Annotated in this window: 12 protein-coding genes and 1 pseudogene; 5 read left to right on the top strand and 8 right to left on the bottom strand. The window is 71.8% G+C overall.

Features of this window, described 5'->3' with window-relative positions; translation table 11 throughout:
• Nucleotides 1-113 precede the first annotated feature (113 nt).
• The 5 genes and pseudogenes from solA (at nt 114) to ABT360_RS28765 (ending at nt 5,816) form a co-directional block, all read left to right on the top strand.
• On the top strand, nt 114-1,268 hold the full coding sequence (gene solA / locus ABT360_RS28780; RefSeq protein ID WP_351822671.1) for an N-methyl-L-tryptophan oxidase: 1,155 nt from the start codon (nt 114-116) through the stop codon (nt 1,266-1,268).
• A 9-nt stretch (nt 1,269-1,277) separates the two neighbouring features.
• Complete coding sequence (locus ABT360_RS28775; RefSeq protein WP_351822668.1) at nt 1,278-2,411, top strand: aromatic ring-hydroxylating oxygenase subunit alpha; 1,134 nt, start codon at nt 1,278-1,280, stop codon at nt 2,409-2,411.
• 106 nt (nt 2,412-2,517) lie between these two features.
• Nucleotides 2,518-2,719, top strand: a pseudogene (locus tag ABT360_RS35435) (hypothetical protein); the annotation flags it as partial.
• The gene (locus tag ABT360_RS28770; protein ID WP_351822665.1) at nt 2,716-4,272 is read left to right on the top strand and encodes an APC family permease; all 1,557 of its coding nucleotides are present in this window, start codon (nt 2,716-2,718) and stop codon (nt 4,270-4,272) included. The pseudogene ABT360_RS35435 and the gene ABT360_RS28770, both read left to right, overlap by 4 nt.
• The gene (locus tag ABT360_RS28765) at nt 4,269-5,816 is read left to right on the top strand and encodes a GMC family oxidoreductase (protein WP_351822662.1); all 1,548 of its coding nucleotides are present in this window, start codon (nt 4,269-4,271) and stop codon (nt 5,814-5,816) included. Before ABT360_RS28770 ends, ABT360_RS28765 begins: the two co-directional genes overlap by 4 nt.
• Nucleotides 5,817-5,879: 63 nt before the next feature.
• Here the strand turns inward: ABT360_RS28765 and ABT360_RS28760 are convergent, their stop codons facing one another.
• From ABT360_RS28760 to ABT360_RS28725, 8 genes are all read right to left on the bottom strand, one after another.
• Nucleotides 5,880-7,238, bottom strand: a complete 1,359-nt coding sequence (locus tag ABT360_RS28760) for a trypsin-like serine protease (RefSeq protein WP_351822659.1) — start codon at nt 7,236-7,238, stop codon at nt 5,880-5,882.
• 150 nt (nt 7,239-7,388) lie between these two features.
• Nucleotides 7,389-7,607, bottom strand: a complete 219-nt coding sequence (locus ABT360_RS28755) for a DUF6059 family protein (RefSeq protein WP_351822656.1) — start codon at nt 7,605-7,607, stop codon at nt 7,389-7,391.
• Nucleotides 7,604-9,397, bottom strand: coding sequence for an acyltransferase domain-containing protein (locus ABT360_RS28750; RefSeq protein ID WP_351822653.1), 1,794 nt, complete (start codon nt 9,395-9,397; stop codon nt 7,604-7,606). Before ABT360_RS28750 ends, ABT360_RS28755 begins: the two co-directional genes overlap by 4 nt.
• A 110-nt stretch (nt 9,398-9,507) precedes the next feature.
• A complete protein-coding gene (locus ABT360_RS28745) occupies nt 9,508-9,777 on the bottom strand; it encodes an acyl carrier protein (RefSeq protein WP_351822650.1) in 270 nt (89 codons plus the stop codon).
• Nucleotides 9,778-9,964: 187 nt separating this feature from the next.
• Nucleotides 9,965-11,185: a ketosynthase chain-length factor gene (locus ABT360_RS28740; protein WP_351822647.1), complete on the bottom strand. Its 1,221-nt coding sequence runs from the start codon at nt 11,183-11,185 to the stop codon at nt 9,965-9,967.
• Entirely contained in the window at nt 11,182-12,447 is a 1,266-nt protein-coding gene (locus ABT360_RS28735) for a beta-ketoacyl-[acyl-carrier-protein] synthase family protein (RefSeq protein ID WP_351822644.1), read from the bottom strand. The genes ABT360_RS28740 and ABT360_RS28735 overlap by 4 nt, the downstream gene beginning before the upstream one ends.
• A gap of 297 nt (nt 12,448-12,744) precedes the next feature.
• A complete protein-coding gene (locus tag ABT360_RS28730; RefSeq protein ID WP_351822641.1) occupies nt 12,745-14,334 on the bottom strand; it encodes an acyl-CoA carboxylase subunit beta in 1,590 nt (529 codons plus the stop codon).
• A 55-nt stretch (nt 14,335-14,389) separates the two neighbouring features.
• On the bottom strand, nt 14,390-15,184 hold the full coding sequence (locus tag ABT360_RS28725) for an AfsR/SARP family transcriptional regulator (protein ID WP_351822638.1): 795 nt from the start codon (nt 15,182-15,184) through the stop codon (nt 14,390-14,392).
• Nucleotides 15,185-15,273: the final 89 nt, after the last annotated feature.

Genomic DNA, 15,273 nt, shown 5'->3' with positions numbered 1-15,273 from the left:
GCCTTCGGCGGGGGGACCCCCACCTCCGCCTTGCGATGCACGGCACCAGACGCCACTCCCTGATCCAGCCTGATCCAAACGAAAGACCCTAGGCGCCATGGAGGCCGGAACAGATGTCACCCACCTATGACGTGATCGTGATCGGCCTGGGCGGGATGGGCAGTGCCGCCGCCCACCACCTGTCCGAGCGCGGTGCCCGCGTGCTGGGGCTGGAGAAGTTCGGACCGGTCCACAACCGGGGCTCCAGCCACGGCGGTTCGCGGATCACCCGCCAGTCGTACTTCGAGGACCCCGCCTACGTACCGCTGCTGCTGCGCGCCTACGAGCTGTACGAGCGGCTGGAGCGGGACACGGGAAGGGACATCGCCACCCTGTGCGGAGGGGTGATGCTCGGCCGCCCCGAGTCCCGTACCGTCTCCGGTTCGCTGCTGACGGCCGAGCGGTGGGGCCTGCCGCACGAGATGCTCGACGCCAAGGAGATCCGCCGCCGCTTCCCGACGCTGACGCCCGCCGACGACGAGGTGGCGCTGTACGAGGCGCGGGCCGGGCTGCTGCGGCCCGAGAACACGGCCGCCGCCCACCTCCAGCTCGCCACGCAGGCAGGTGCCGACCTGCACTTCGAGGAGCCGCTGCTGCGCTGGGAGCCGTACCGCGACGGCGTACGCGTCCACACCGGCGAGAACACCTACACGGCGGGCCAGTTGGTGATCTGCCCGGGCGCGTGGGCACCGCAGCTGCTCACCGACCTGGGGGTGCCGTTCACGATCGAGCGGCAGGTCATGTACTGGTTCCAGCCCGAGGGAGGCACCGAGCCCTTCCTGCCCGGGAACCACCCGATCTACGTCTGGGAGGACGCGGACGGCGTCCAGATCTACGGCTTCCCGGCGATCGACGGGCCGGAGCTGGGTGCGAAGGTCGCCTTCTTCCGCGAGGGCACCGTCTGCACCCCGGAGACCATCGAGCGGACCGTGCACGGCCACGAGGTGGCGGCCATGGCGGAGCAGGCGGCCCGGCTGGTCCCGGACCTGCCGGGCCGCTTCCTGAAGGCCGCGACCTGCATGTACTCCAACACGCCCGACGAGCACTTCGTGATCGCCCGCCACCCCCGGCACCCGGAGTCCGTGACCGTCGCGTGCGGCTTCTCCGGGCACGGGTTCAAGTTCGTGCCGGTCGTCGGTGAGATCGTGGCCGACCTGGCGCTGACCGGCACCACCGCGCACCCGATCGAGCTCTTCGACCCCGTCCGCCTCACCGCCGCGCCCGCCTAGGAGCCCGCCGTGACGAAAACACCCCTGCCCCCCAGCCTGCTGGCGACGCTCCCCGGCCACTACTACACCGACCCGGACGTCTTCCGGCAGGAGCAGGAGCGGCTCTTCGAGTCCATGTGGTTCTGCGCGGTCCGCAGTGCCGACCTCGGCAAGCCGGGCGCTTTCCGGACCGTCCGGGTCGGCCGCGAGAGCGTCATCGTCACCCGCAACCGGGGCGGTGAGCTTCGGGCGTTCCTCAACATCTGCCGCCACCGGGGCGCCCGCCTGTGCCTGGAGGAGGCGGGCGAGGTGCGACGGAACCTCCAGTGTCCGTACCACGCCTGGACGTACGACCTGGACGGCAGGCTGGTGGCCGCGCCGAACCTGACCAGGATGCCGGACATCGACCGGACCGCGTACGGCCTGGTGACGGTGCACCTGCGCGAGTGGCTCGGCTACGCCTGGGTGTGCCTGGCCGACGAGCCGCCGTCGTTCGAGGAGACGGTGGTGGGCGCGGCGGTGGAGCGGCTCGGCGACGCGGCCTCCATCGAGCGTTACCGCACCGAGGACCTCGCGCTCGGCAGGCGCATCACGTACGACGTGAGCGCGAACTGGAAGCTGATCGTGGAGAACTTCATGGAGTGCTACCACTGCGCGACGATCCACCCCGAACTGACCGACGTGCTCCCGGAGTTCGCCAGGGGCTACGCGGCGCAGTACTACGTGGGTCATGGCGCAGCCTTCGGCGACGGCGTCAAGGGGTTCACGGTCGACGGAAGTGAGGGTTTCGCCAGGCTGCCCGAGGTCGCGCCCGAGCAGGACCGCCGCTACTACGCGATCACGGTGAAGCCGACGGTGTTCATCAACCTGGTGCCCGACCACGTGATCCTGCACCGGATGTTCCCGCTCGCCGAGGACCGCACGGTCGTCGAGTGCGACTGGCTGTACGCGCCCGAGGTCGTCGCCTCCGGCGCGGACGTGTCCAAGTCGGTGGAGCTGTTCCACCGGGTCAACGTCCAGGACTTCGCCGCGTGCGAGCGAACCCAGCCGGCGATGGCGTCCCGCGCCTACCGCTCCGGTGGCGTCCTGGTGCCAGCCGAGCACCACATCGGGATCTTCCACTCCTGGCTGACCGAGCACCTGGGAGGTGCCTCCCGTGCCTGACCTCTTCCCCGGCGGTACGTGGACGAGACCGCCGTGACGAGCGCACCCGCCAGATCCGCTGCCCGGCCGACTCCACGCTCGTCGGGGAGGTCGTCGAGGCGGACGGCTGTCGGTGGTCCGTGGGGAGTCGTTCGGCCCGGTCCTGACGGTGGAACGTTTCCGCGACGGTGTCCGGGCGTGAGCTCGGTCCGGCGGCGGGTCTTGCCGGGCACCGCGAGGTGGAACGCATCTGGCGCAACACCGTCCCCGGGCCCCAGGGTTGGTTCGCCCGACTCGACGACCTCTCCCCCATCAGGAGCTGCTCATGACGTCCGCACCACCACGACACGCCGACGACGACAACGCCGAGCTGGCCGAGTTCGGCTACCGGCCGGAGCTCAAGCGCACGCTCGGGAACTTCCACACCTTCGCCGCCGGTATCTCCTACATCTCCATCCTCACCGGCACCTTCCAGCTCTTCTACTTCGGTTACGCCAGTGGCGGTCCCGCCTACTGGTGGTCGTGGCCCATGGTGTTCGCCGGTCAGTTCATGGTCGCGCTGTGCTTCGCGGAGCTGGCCGCCCGCCATCCGGTGGCGGGGAGTATTTACAACTGGTCCAAACGGCTGGGCAATCCGCACGTCGGGTGGCTTGCGGGCTGGATGATGCTCATCGCCTCGATCGTGTCGATCGCGGCCGTCGCCCTCGCCTACCAGCTGACGCTCCCGCAGATATCGTCCGCCTTCCAGTTCGTCGGCGACGGCACGGGGACGTACGACGTGGCGACCAACGCGGTCGTGCTCGCGGCCGGACTGATCCTCTTCACCACGCTGGTCAACGCCTTCGGTGTGAAGCTGATGGCCCGGATCAACACCGCCGGGGTCTTCATCGAACTGATCGCCACCGTCGTGCTGATCGTGCTGCTCGCGGTCAACGTCGTGCGCGGCCCCCAGGTCGTCACGGACACGGCGGGCACCGGCTCGGGCCAGACGTTCGGCTACCTGGGCGCGTTCCTGATCGCCTCGCTGGCCTCGGCGTACGTCATGTACGGGTTCGACACGGCGGCCTCGCTGGGCGAGGAGTCCCTGGACCCCTCGCGCAACGCGCCGCGCGCCATCATCCGGGCGATCGTCGCGTCCTTCGTCCTGGGCGGGCTGATCCTGCTGCTGGCGCTGATGAGCGTGTCGAGCCTGCGGGGCGAGCGGCTGTCGACGGAGGGGCTCCAGTTCGTCGTCCTGGACGTGCTCGGGCCGACGGCCGGCAAGGCGATGCTGTGGTGCGTGCTGATCGCCGTGACGGTGTGCGCGCTGGCCGTCCACACGGCGGCGATCCGGCTGGCCTTCGCCATGGCCCGGGACAACAACCTGCCGGCGTCGTCGAGGCTGGCGAAGGTCAGCCCGCGGTTCGGTACGCCGGTCCTGCCGACCGTGGTCATCGGGGTGCTGGCGCTGGCGATCCTGGTGGTCAACATCCGCCAGCCGCAGATCTTCACCGTGGTGACCAGCATCGGCATCATCATGATCTACGTGGCCTATCTCCTGGTCACGGGGCCGATGCTGGTGGCGCGGCTGCGCGGGAGGTGGCAGCCCGCCGAGGGGAGGTTCTCGCTGGGGCGGTGGGGTCTGCCGGTGAACGTCCTCGCCGTGGTGTGGGGCGCGGTGATGACCCTGAACCTCATCTGGCCGCGGGCCGCCGTCTACAACGCCGCCGCGCCCTACCACTGGTACCTGCGCTGGGGTGCCGTTCTGTTCGTCGGGGCGATCGCGGTGGGCGGCTTCGCCTACTACTGGTTCGTGCAGCGGCACCGTACAGGGGTGCTGGCCGAACACGCCGCCGCGCCCACCGCCGAGCCCGTCGCGATGAAGGAGGTCACCCCCTCATGAGCGAGGAGTTCGACTACGTCGTCGTGGGCGGCGGAACGGCCGGGAACGTCGTGGCCGCGCGGCTGAGCGAGGACCCGTCCGTCACGGTGTGCGTCCTGGAAGCGGGGCCCAGTGACGTCGGGGACGACAACATCCTTCGGCTGGAGCGCTGGATGGGCCTGCTGGAGTCGGGCTACGACTGGGACTACCCGGTCGAACCGCAGGCACACGGCAACAGCTTCCTGCGGCACGCCCGCGCCAAGGTGCTCGGCGGATGCTCCTCGCACAACTCGTGCATCGCCTTCTGGGCACCGGCGGAAGACCTGGACGACTGGGCGGCGGCGGGCTGTACGGGCTGGGGCGCGGCCGACCTGTTCCCGCTGTACCGGCGGCTGGAGAACAACGACGCACCGGGCGATCACCACGGCCGCTTCGGACCGGTGAAGCTGCGCACCCTCAAGGGCGGCGACCCGTGCGGGGCGGCACTGCTGGAGGCCTGCGCCCAGGCGGGCATCCCCACCACACCGTTCAACACGGGTACGACGGTGGTACGGGGCGCGGGCTGGTTCCAGATCAACGCGGACGAGCACAACGTCCGGCAGTCGTCGTCGGTGGCGTACCTCCACCCGGTCATGGGAAAGCGGCCGAACCTGGAGGTGCGGACCGGGGCGCGGGCCAAGCGGCTCGTCTTCGACGGCCGTCGCTGCACCGGGGCCGAGTACCTGGACCCGGACCTGATCCATACCCGTGTCGTACGCGCCCGGCGTGAGGTGGTCGTGTCGTGCGGCTCCATCGACACGCCGAAGCTGCTGATGCTGTCGGGCATCGGACCGGCGGAGCATCTGCGCGAGGTGGGCGTGGACGTGCTCGTCGACTCCCGGGGGGTCGGCGAGAACCTCCAGGACCACCCGGAGGGCGTGATCATGTGGGAGGCGAAACAGCCGATGACCACCACGTCGAGCCAGTGGTGGGAAGCGGGCGTCTTCTACGACACCGAACCGGGCCTGGACCGGCCGGATGTGATGTTCCACTACGGGTCGGTGCCGTTCGACCTGAACACCGCCCGGCACGGCTACCCGACGTCCGAGAACGCCTTCTGCCTCACGCCCAACGTGACCCGGGCCAGGTCGCGTGGCACCGTGCGGCTGCGGACCCGGGACTACCGGGACAAGCCGATGGTCGACCCGAGGTACTTCACGCACGAGCACGACGCGCGGGTGATGACCTACGGGCTGAGGCTGGCGCGCCGGATCGTCGCGCAGCCCGCCCTCGCGGGGTGGGCGGGCGCCGAACTGGCGCCGGGCCCGGACGTGCGCGGGGACGACGAGTTGCTGGACTACATCCGCAAGACGCACAACACCGTCTACCACCCGGCCTGCACGGTGCGGATGGGGGCCGATGACGATCCGCTGGCGCCGCTCGACGCGCGGTTGCGGGTCAAGGGCGTCGAGGGGCTGCGGGTCGCGGACGGTTCGGTCATGCCGGACCTCGTCACCGTCAACCCGTGCATCACGACGATGGTGATCGGTGAGAAGTGCGCGGACCTGCTGGTGGCGGACCGCTGATCCCCGCCGTGCGACGAGGGCCCGGGTCGGCCGCCGACCCGGGCCCTTCGCACGCGGCGCCGGTCAGACGCGCTGCCACAGGCCGACGGCGCCCGGGGGCCGCCAGCCGGGCTGGGCCTGGTGCGTCTGGAGGCACCGGTAGGAGACTCCGTCGTAGGTGACCTGGTCACCGACGTGGTAGACCTTGCCCGCGGCCCAGGTGCCGCCCGCCTTCTCCGAGTCGCCCGGGTCGGCGGCGTTGGTCTTCAGCGTCAGCCCGTACTCCTGGAGCAGCGGGTTGACCGGCTGGTGGAAGGTGGTCCCGCCGTCCTTGCAGTTGCCGGAGCCGCCGGAGGTGACGCCCTGGGCCTGCGTTCCGGAGACGTACGGGCCGCCCGAGTCGCCCGGCTCGGCGCACACCGTGGTGCGGGTCAGGCCCTTCACGGTCCCCTGGAGGTACGACACGCTGGTGTCGTGCTGCTCGACGGTGCCGCAGTGCCAGCCGGTGGTGGAGCCGGACCGGCAGATCGACGCGCCGACGAGGGCCTCGGTGGAGCCGGCCACCTCGACGTTCTGGTCGCCCTGGCCCTTGATGTGCGCCGTCGCCGTCCAGTCGGCGTTGGCGGCCACCCAGGCCATGTCCTTGCCGGGGAAGGTCGATGCCTTGAACTCGCCCTGGGCCACCTTGTTGTGTCCCGTCGTCGCGGCGCCGGCCTGGCCGCAGTGCCCGGCCGTGGCGAAGCCCTGCTGGGTTCCGGAGACCACGGCGAAGCCCACGGAACAGCGGGCGGTGCCGATGTAGTAGGCGTCGCCGCCCCGGATCTCGTGGGCCAGCGGGCGGGGCCGCTCGGTCGTCGTCTTGACACGTACCAGGGCGCGGTCGACGCCGGTGGCGGTGAGGAAGACGTCGGCGGCGTTCTCCTTGGCGGCCTCCAGCGTCACGCTGTTGGTGCGGAGGTCGACGTACCAGACGGGTGCGTCGGTGGTCTTGGTACGGACCGAGCCCTTGTCCAGCTTGGCCTTGGCGGCCTCCAGTTGTCTCAGCCCGTGGCGGACCACCTTGGCCTCGGCCCCGCCCGCCTTGATGGCGGCGGTGTCGGCGGCGTCGGTCGTGGCGACGGTGAGGGTGGCGGAGACCGGTCCGCTCACCCACGCCCCGGCGAACCGGTCGCCGAGCGTGTTCCGCAGGCGGCCGGCCCGGGCGCCCGCCTCAGCCTCGTTCTTCAGCCGGGTCTCGGCCTGCTCGCGGGTCAGGCCGAGGTCGCGCTGCATGGCGTCGAGCAGCGCCGGGGACGGCTTGTCCGCGCCGAGGGTGCCGGCCGCCGAGGGGGCGGACGGCGGAGCGGGCGCCTCGGCGGCGACCACGCCGGGCGAGCCGGCCAGCACCAGCGCGCCGACGGCGGTGAGGGTGGCGCACGCGGCTGTGGCGTGTCTGTGGAGCATCGGGTGTCACCTCTGTTCGGGGGTCTCTTCCGGGGAAGACGTGCCGAACCGTAGGCGTTTCCAGCAACACGCCCGAGAATGTCGGATTAACGTTTCTTCGGCTTTATGGGAGACATGGGCGCCCGCCATGCGGCGTAACGCCTCCGGCTGTCACCGTTTCCGGGCCGGCTCCCACAGCTGCTGCCACAGCGCCAGCTCCGCGTCGCTCGGCGGGACGTCCGGCCGCAGCCGCTCGGGGTGGCCGGCCGGCGGAGGCCGCAGGGCGGGCCGCGCCTCCACCGGCGGTGGCACCGGTACCCCGAGCCAGAGCCACCCGGCAGCGGCCAGGGCGTCGTAACAGCCGCGCAGGAACCGGGCCATCACCCTCATGAGCGCAGTGCCGCCGCCGGCTCCTGCCGCCCCGCCGTGCCGGGCTCCTCGGTGGCGGCGGCCTCGCCCTCGTCGCTCCACGTCCACAGCCGGGACAGGGCGTCCATGTCGAGGTCGTGCCCCTCGGTCCAGATCCGCGCCGCTGCGGTCAGCACCGACTGGCGGTCGGCCTCCGCCGTGCCCCGGCGAGCCGGGAGCAGCGGGGTGACCGCGGAGGCGCCGAGGCGGACCGCCCGGTGCCGGCGGGCGAACGCGGTGAGCGTCTGGCGCGGGCCGGCCTCGACCAGCAGCACGTCCTCGATCGCGAGCAGCTCCTCCAGCCCGGCGCGGAAGTGGACCGTGTCGGTGATCTGGCGGGCCCAGAAGCGGGGGCTGAGCGCCTCCTCGGGGCGCATCAGGGCTCCGGTGTAGCCGGAATACAGAGGAAGCGCCGGCTCCCGGAAGGGGATCGCCCGGTAGTCCGCCTCCACCGCGTCGGAGGCGGGCGCCATCGCCGGGGAGTGGAAGGGGCTGGTCGCGGGCACCGTGACCACCGTGAAGCCGTCGGCCCGCAACCGTGCCTCGGTGGCGGCCAGCGGCTCCGCCGAGCCGGCGAGCATCACCTGCTGGGCGGCGTTGACGGCCGCGATGGCGACGTCGGCGTCCAGGTACGGGCGCAGTTGCTGCTCGCTCGCGGCGACGGCCAGCATGCCGCCCTCCGGGATCTTCACCGCCTCCCGGACCCGCGTCATGACCATGCCGACCGCATCGGGCAGTGACACCACACCGGCGATGACCGCCGCGACCAGCTCACCGGCGCTGTGCCCGAGGAGGGCCGCCGGGCGTACGCCCCACCCGAGGACCATCCGGCCGAGGGCGTAGTCGACCGCGAACAGCAGCGGCTGGGCGCGCCGTACGTCGTCGATGGGGATGCGCGGCTCGCCGGGGGTGAGCCAGTCCTCCCGTATCCGCCGGCCCTCGTCGCCCATGTGGGCGAGGGCCGCGTCGACGGCCGCGGTGAAGACGGGCTCCCGGCGGTACAGACCGCGTGCCATACCCGGGTGCTGGGAGCCCTGGCCGGGGAAGAGCAGGGCGACCGGGCGGGGCCGGTCGGCGCGCACGGCCTTGGCCTTGTGGACGGTCCCGGCCGCGAGCGCGGCCACGGCGACGGCAGCGCCGCGCACGGGTCCCGGGGGCGTGCCGCACGGCACGGCGGTCGGCAGGGCGGGGAACGCCTCGCTGTGGAGCCCGCTGAGCAGCGGCAGCAGTTCACCGCGGACCCGGACCTCGTCCTCCGCGTCCCGCCCCGACCACAGCAGCAGCCGGTGGCGTTCCGGGTCGGTGGCGCGGCGTCCGTGGTACAGCGGCCGCAGCGGCGGTGTGGCGTCCTCGTCGGTTCCCGTCACGTCCAGGACGCCGAGAACGCGGTCGGCGTCGGCGACCGCCTCGGCGGCCCGCTTGACCGCGTACACGGTGATGGTGTGCGGGTCAGGTTCGCCGAACCCGGCGACCATGGCGAAGTCGGCGCTCCTCTCCTGGAGTTCCCGGTGGGCCTGGCGCAGGGCGCGGCCGGGGGTGAGCGCGGTGCGGACGGTGAATCCTTCGTGCTCGGGCCCGAGGCCGGGGTCGAGCGCGGCCGCTCCGATGTACACGACGGTACGCACCGGGAGTTGTCCGGGTGGTCGGCCGAAGGCGCGGAGCACCGCCGAGACGGCGGCGGCCGAGGCCACGAACTGCGCCCGCTGCTCGTGCGCGGGGCCCGGGCTGACGACGAGTCTCCGGACGACCGCGCTGGACGACGTGAGCGACATGCTTCCTCCTCGTGGGGCCGCGGCTCCGGCCGCTGACGGAGTGCGTGGGATCGAGGCGGCCGCCCCGCTACGGGGGATGTCGGCGGGGCGGCCGCGTTCGGGGGACCGGATCAGGCGGCGGAGCCCTGGCCGGCGTTGATGAGGGCGAGGAGCGCCCCGGGGGTCTCGGCGTCGACCACGGCGTCGTCCGGGATCTCGATGCCGTATTCGCGCTGGATCTGGCCTATGACCTGGAGCAGGGCGAGCGAGTCGTAGCCGAGGTCCATGAAGGGGGTGTCGATGACGTCGCCGTCCAGGTCGATGCCCTCCTCCTCGCCGGCACTCTCGCGGAGCATGCGGGTCAGGTCGGCCAGGGTGACGGTGGTGGTCGTCGTGGTCATGGTCGGTGCCGTCCTCTCGTAGAACTTCCGGGGTGGTGCCTGCCGAACCCCTGCCGGTTCCTGAATGTGCGTCCGGCGGGAGCTGTGTGGTGGGGGGTGTGTCGTGGGGGTGTGCCGGGCTCGTGGGGCAGTGCGGCGCCGGCGCGGGTGCGTCCGGCGCGGGTGCGTACCGCCGGGAGGCGTGCCCTCAGGAGGCGTGCCGTACGACGAGGGCCGCGTTGAAGCCGCCGTGCCCGCGGGCGAGCACGAGGGCGGTACGCAGCCTCGCTTCCCGGGCCTGCCCGGTGACGAGGTCGATCCTGTGCTCCGGGGAGGCCTCGGTGACGTGCGCGGTCGGCGGGATCACGCCGTCCCGCAGGGCCAGCAGCGCGGTCGCCACGTCCAGTGCCGCGCCTCCGGCGAGCAGCCGTCCCGTCATGGTCTTGGGGGCGGTCACCGGTACGCCGTGGGGCCCGAAGAGGCCGGTGAGGGCCTCGGCCTCGGCCCGGTCGGCCGCGGGCGTACCGGCGGCGTCGGCGAAGACGACGTCCACGTCGGCGGCGGTGAGTCCCGCGTCCACCAGGGCGTTCTCGGCGGCCCGGCGCAGCCCGGGCGGGCGGCCGCTGCCGGGGGCCGGGTCGAGGGTCGCCGCGTATCCGGCGATCTCCCCGTAGACCCGCTCCGCACCCCGGTCGCGTGCCGACCGCTCGTCCTCGACGATGAGGATCGCACCGCCCTCGCCCGGCACGTATCCACTGGCGTCGGACGCGAAGGGCAGGTAGGCCCGCTCGGGGTCGTCGACCGTGCTCATCAGTCCCGAGGCGATCTGCGGGACCCAGCCCCAGGGACAGATGGCGGCGTCGACTCCACCGGAGATGACGGCCGGGAAGCCCTTGCGGACATGGCGGCGGGCCTGGCCGATCGCGTCGATGCCGCCGGCCTGCTCGGTGAGCAGCACGCCGCTGGGGCCGCGAAGCTTGTGGCGGATGGAGATCTGGCCGGTGTTGACGGCGTAGAACCAGGCGAAGGACTGGTACGCGCTGACGTACTCCTTGCCCTTGCTCCACAGGTTCTCCAGCTCCCGCTGGCCGAACTCGACGGCCCCTCCGGACGCCGAGGTCACCACACCGATGCCGAACTCGGGCATCTCCGCCGGGTCGATGCCGGCGTCGGCCAGGGCCCAGTCCGCCGCCGTCAGTGCGAGGCGCGTCATGTGGTCCGTCTGCGGCATCAGCCGGCTCGGGATGTGCTGCTCCGCCACGTAGTCGGACACCTCGCCCGCGATGCGCGAGGGGTACTGGCCGGCGTCGAAGCGGGTGACCGGGCCCAGGCCGGACTCGCCGGCGAGGGTGGCCTTCCAGAACTCGTCGGTTCCCAGGCCGTTGGGTGCCGTGATGCCGAGGCCTGTCACCACCGTTGCCGTGGTCATGCGGTTCTCCTCTCCGGGCGGGCCAGCACCATGGCGCTCTGGAACCCGCCGAAGCCGCTGCCCACGCTGAGAACCACGTCGGTCTTCTTCTCGCGGGCGGTCAGGGGGATGTAGTCGAGGTCCAGCTCGGGGTCGGGCTCGTGGAGGTTGGCGGTGGGCGGCAGCACACCGTGCTCCATGGCCAGCGCGCAGGCGGCGATCTCCAGCGAGCCGATCGCGCCGAGGGAGTGCCCGATCATCGACTTGATGGAGCTGATCGGAGTCTCGTACGCGTGGGCGCCGAGGCTCCGCTTGAAGGCACCCGTCTCGTGGCGGTCGTTCATCTTGGTGCCGGAGCCGTGGGCGTTGATGTAGTCGACCGAGTCCGGGGCCAGGGCCGCCTCGCCGAGGGCGACGTCGATGGCCTCGGCCATCTCGCGGCCGTCGGGCTTGAGGCCGGTCATGTGGTACGCGTTGCAACGGGAGGCGAATCCCGCGATCTCCGCGTAGATGTGGGCGCCTCGCCGGCGGGCGCTCTCCAGCTCCTCCAGGACGAGGATCGCCGCGCCCTCCCCGAGGACGAGCCCGCTGCGGGTCCGGTCGAAGGGCCGGCAGGCGCTCTCGGGAGTGTCGTTGCGGGGGGTGGTGGCGTGGATGGCGTCGAAGCAGGCCGAGGTGATCGGTGAGATGGGGGCCTCGGTGGCGCCGGCGATCATCACGTCGGCGGTGCCTTCGCGGATCAGGTCCACGGCGTGGCCGAGCGAGTCCAGGCCCGAGGTGCATCCGGTGGAGACCACGGCGGCCGGTCCCTCGGCACCCGCGGCGCGGCCCACTTCGGCGGCCATCGAGCTGGGAACGAAGTGCCGGTACAGCTCGGGGACCGCGTACTCGTGGTCCACGTTCCACTTGCGGCCGCCGTCGCTGACGACGACGTACTCCCGCTCCAGGCTGGTGGTGCAGCCGACCGCGCTGCCCAGCGAGGTGCCGACCCGCCCCGGGTCGAGGGAGGCGATGTCGAGGCCGCTGTCGGCGAGCGCCTCGCGGGTGGAGACGACCGCGAACTGCGCGGCCCGGTCGAGCCTGCGGATCTCCTGAGGGGTGAGCCCCGCGGCCGCCGGGTCGAAGTCGCACTCGGCGGCGACCTGCGAGCGGAACGGGGAGGGGTCGTAGAAGGAGATCCTGCGGGTGGCGGTGCGTCCCGCCGTGAGAAGGTCCCAGTACTCCTTCACTCCGACCCCGCCGGGGGCCACGACGCCCAGTCCGGTGATGGCGACTCTGCGCATGCCGCTACCTCGCCTTCGACGGGGCCGAATGCCCCCAAGGGCACCTGCCGGATGGAACTGTGCGGGCCACTGTCGATCCCTTCGTCCGTGTCACTGCTGAGGGCGTTTCCGTTCTGGGTGGTGCCGGGCCGGGGTCCGGACCACTGCGGCGGCCGGGGCGGTTCGGGGTGGGAACGCCCCGGCCGGCCGGACCGGACGGTCGCCCGCTCGTGGCGTGCCGCCGTTTCCGGTGACGCAATGGAACGTCCGCCCCCTCGACCGGCGCTCGCGCCGACATGGACCAGGGGCGCGGGAAGGTCACGTCGGCACGTTTCCGTGCTTGCGAGCAGGCACTTCGGCCTTCTTGGCGCGCAGCATGGCGAGCGAGCGGATCAGTACGCGGCGGGTCTCCCCCGGCTCGATGACATCGTCGACGAGCCCGCGTTCGGCGGCGTAATACGGGTGCATGAGCTCCGACTTGTACTCCTGGATCCGCTGCGCCCGCAGGGCCTCGGGGTCGTCCGAGGCGGCGATCTCGCGGCGGAAGATGACGTTCGCCGCGCCGTCCGCGCCCATCACGGCGATCTCGTTGGTGGGCCAGGCGAAGGACAGGTCGGCTCCGATGGAGCGCGAGTCCATCACGATGTAGGCACCGCCGTACGCCTTGCGCAGCACGAGCGAGATGCGAGGAACGGTGGCGTTGCAGTACGCGTACAGGAGTTTGGCGCCGTGGCGGATGATGCCGTTGTGTTCCTGGTCGACGCCCGGGAGGAAGCCGGGCACGTCGACGAGCGTCACCAGGGGGATGTTGAAGGCGTCGCAGGTCGACACGAAGCGGGCGGCCTTCTCGCTGGCGTGGATGTCCAGGACGCCCGCGAGGGAGGCGGGCTGGTTGGCGACGATGCCGACCGGGTGCCCGTCGAGGCGGGCCAGCGCGCACACGACGTTGCGCGCCCACGCCTCGTGGACCTCGAAGTACTCCCCGTCGTCGACGATTTCCTCGATGACTCCGCGGATGTCATAGCTGCGGCCGGGGTCGGCCGGCACCAGGTCGGTGAGGGCGTCGGTGCGGCGGTCCGGCGAGTCGTCGCCGCGGACGGGCGGCGGCAGCTCGCGGTTGTTGGACGGCAGCAGCGACAGGAGGAAGCGGACGTCCTCCAGGCATTCGGCCTCGTCGTCGTAGGCGAAGTGGCAGACGCCGGAGGCGGTGGCGTGGACGTCGGCGCCTCCGAGGCCGTTGTGGGTGATCTTCTCTCCGGTCACCGCCTGGACGACGTCGGGACCGGTGATGAACATCTGTGCCGTCTCCCGCACCATGAACACGAAGTCGGTGAGGGCGGGAGAGTACGCGGCGCCACCGGCGCACGGGCCGAGCATCACGCTGATCTGCGGGATGACACCGGACGCCGCGACATTGCGCCGGAAGATGCCGCCGTAGCCGGCCAGTGCGGTGACGCCCTCCTGAATACGGGCGCCGGCCCCGTCGTTGAGGCTGACCAGCGGGGCCCCGGCGGCCTCCGCCAGGTCCATGACCTTGTGCACCTTGGCGGCGTGGGCCTCTCCGAGGGCGCCCGCGAAGACGCGGAAGTCGTGCGCGTAGGCGAAGACGGTGCGGCCGTGGACCAGTCCCCAGCCGATGACGACACCGTCGCCGTGCGGCTTCTTCTCCTCCAGGCCGAAGCCGGAGGCCCGATGGCGCCGGAGTGGTTCGATCTCGGTGAACGTGTCCGGATCGAAGAGCAGTTCGAGGCGTTCGTGGGCGGTGAGCTTGTTCTTGGCGTGCTGCCGCCTGGTGGCCTCGGGGTCGGGCCCGCGGCTCACCTCCTCCTTGAGGCGGCGCAGCTCGGCGGCGGCTCGTCGCAGGTCAGGGGCAGCCTGAGTGACCGTGAGGTCGTCGAGGATCGTCATCGGCCGAACGTAGGCAGCTCGGCTCGAGACGTACTGGAGCCGACCCGGGCAGGTGTCAGCCGGCCGTCGACAGCGGCAGTTCCAGCGCCGGGTCGGCGGACAGCACGGCGTGGTGGAGCCGCTGCAATCGGGGTGAGGGCTCCAGGCCGAGCTCGTCGATGAGCGTGCCGCGCAGCCGCTGGTAGGCCTCCAGGGCCCGCCAGGCCGCTCCCGCGCGGTGCAGCGCGGTCATCAGCTGGGCGCAGAAGTTCTCGTGCATGGGGTGCTTGGCGACCAGTACGCGCAGCTCGGGCACGATCTCGGTGTGTCGCCCGAGCCACAGGTCGGCGTCGATGCGCCGTTCCAGTGCGGCCATGCGGTCCTCCTCCAGCCGTAGCACCTCCAGTTCGAGGACCGGTCCGACGCGGACGTCCACGAGTGCGGGCCCGTGCCACATCCGCAGTGCGCCGCCGAGGAGTTCGGAGGCGGCGTAGTGGTCCCCCGCCTCGTGCGCGGCCCGTCCCGCCGCCGCGAGCCGGCCGAACTCCTGTACGTCGACCTGGCCGGGCTGGACCTGGAGCAGGTAGCCCCCGTGCTGGGTGACCAGTACGTCCTTGGCCTGGCGGGTGGGGTCGCCGTCGAGGGCGGCGGTGAGCTTGCGGCGCAGTTGGAGGATGTATGTCTGCAGGGTGGTGGCCGCGCTGCGCGGGATGTCCTCACCCCAGATCTCCGCCATCAGCGTCGGCACGGTCACCACGCGGTCGGCCTGCAGGGCGAGCAGGGACAGTATCTGTCGCGGCTTGGCGGCGGTCGGCACGATGGACACCCCGTTCTCACGGGCTGCCAGCGGTCCGAGGACCTTGATCTCCATGTGTGTCCTCCTCTGCTTCCTTCTGTGCGGCCGGCCCCTCGCCGACGCCCCTCGTACGGGACGGCCTTCCGGCTCTGGAGCCTTGAGTG

The organism is Streptomyces sp. NPDC000229, from assembly GCF_040300825.1.
Taxonomy (GTDB): Bacteria; Actinomycetota; Actinomycetes; order Streptomycetales; family Streptomycetaceae; genus Streptomyces.
This window is presented reverse-complemented; position numbering and strand designations above follow the sequence as displayed.

Coding starts and splice junctions, on each gene's coding strand:
- solA (WP_351822671.1), top strand. CDS start 114: ATGTCACCCACCTATGACGTGATCGTGATCGGCCTGGGCGGGATGGGC.
- ABT360_RS28770 (WP_351822665.1), top strand. CDS start 2,716: ATGACGTCCGCACCACCACGACACGCCGACGACGACAACGCCGAGCTG.
- ABT360_RS28765 (WP_351822662.1), top strand. CDS start 4,269: ATGAGCGAGGAGTTCGACTACGTCGTCGTGGGCGGCGGAACGGCCGGG.
- ABT360_RS28760 (WP_351822659.1), bottom strand. CDS start 7,238: ATGCTCCACAGACACGCCACAGCCGCGTGCGCCACCCTCACCGCCGTC.
- ABT360_RS28755 (WP_351822656.1), bottom strand. CDS start 7,607: ATGAGGGTGATGGCCCGGTTCCTGCGCGGCTGTTACGACGCCCTGGCC.
- ABT360_RS28750 (WP_351822653.1), bottom strand. CDS start 9,397: ATGTCGCTCACGTCGTCCAGCGCGGTCGTCCGGAGACTCGTCGTCAGC.
- ABT360_RS28745 (WP_351822650.1), bottom strand. CDS start 9,777: ATGACCACGACGACCACCACCGTCACCCTGGCCGACCTGACCCGCATG.
- ABT360_RS28740 (WP_351822647.1), bottom strand. CDS start 11,185: ATGACCACGGCAACGGTGGTGACAGGCCTCGGCATCACGGCACCCAAC.
- ABT360_RS28735 (WP_351822644.1), bottom strand. CDS start 12,447: ATGCGCAGAGTCGCCATCACCGGACTGGGCGTCGTGGCCCCCGGCGGG.
- ABT360_RS28730 (WP_351822641.1), bottom strand. CDS start 14,334: ATGACGATCCTCGACGACCTCACGGTCACTCAGGCTGCCCCTGACCTG.
- ABT360_RS28725 (WP_351822638.1), bottom strand. CDS start 15,184: ATGGAGATCAAGGTCCTCGGACCGCTGGCAGCCCGTGAGAACGGGGTG.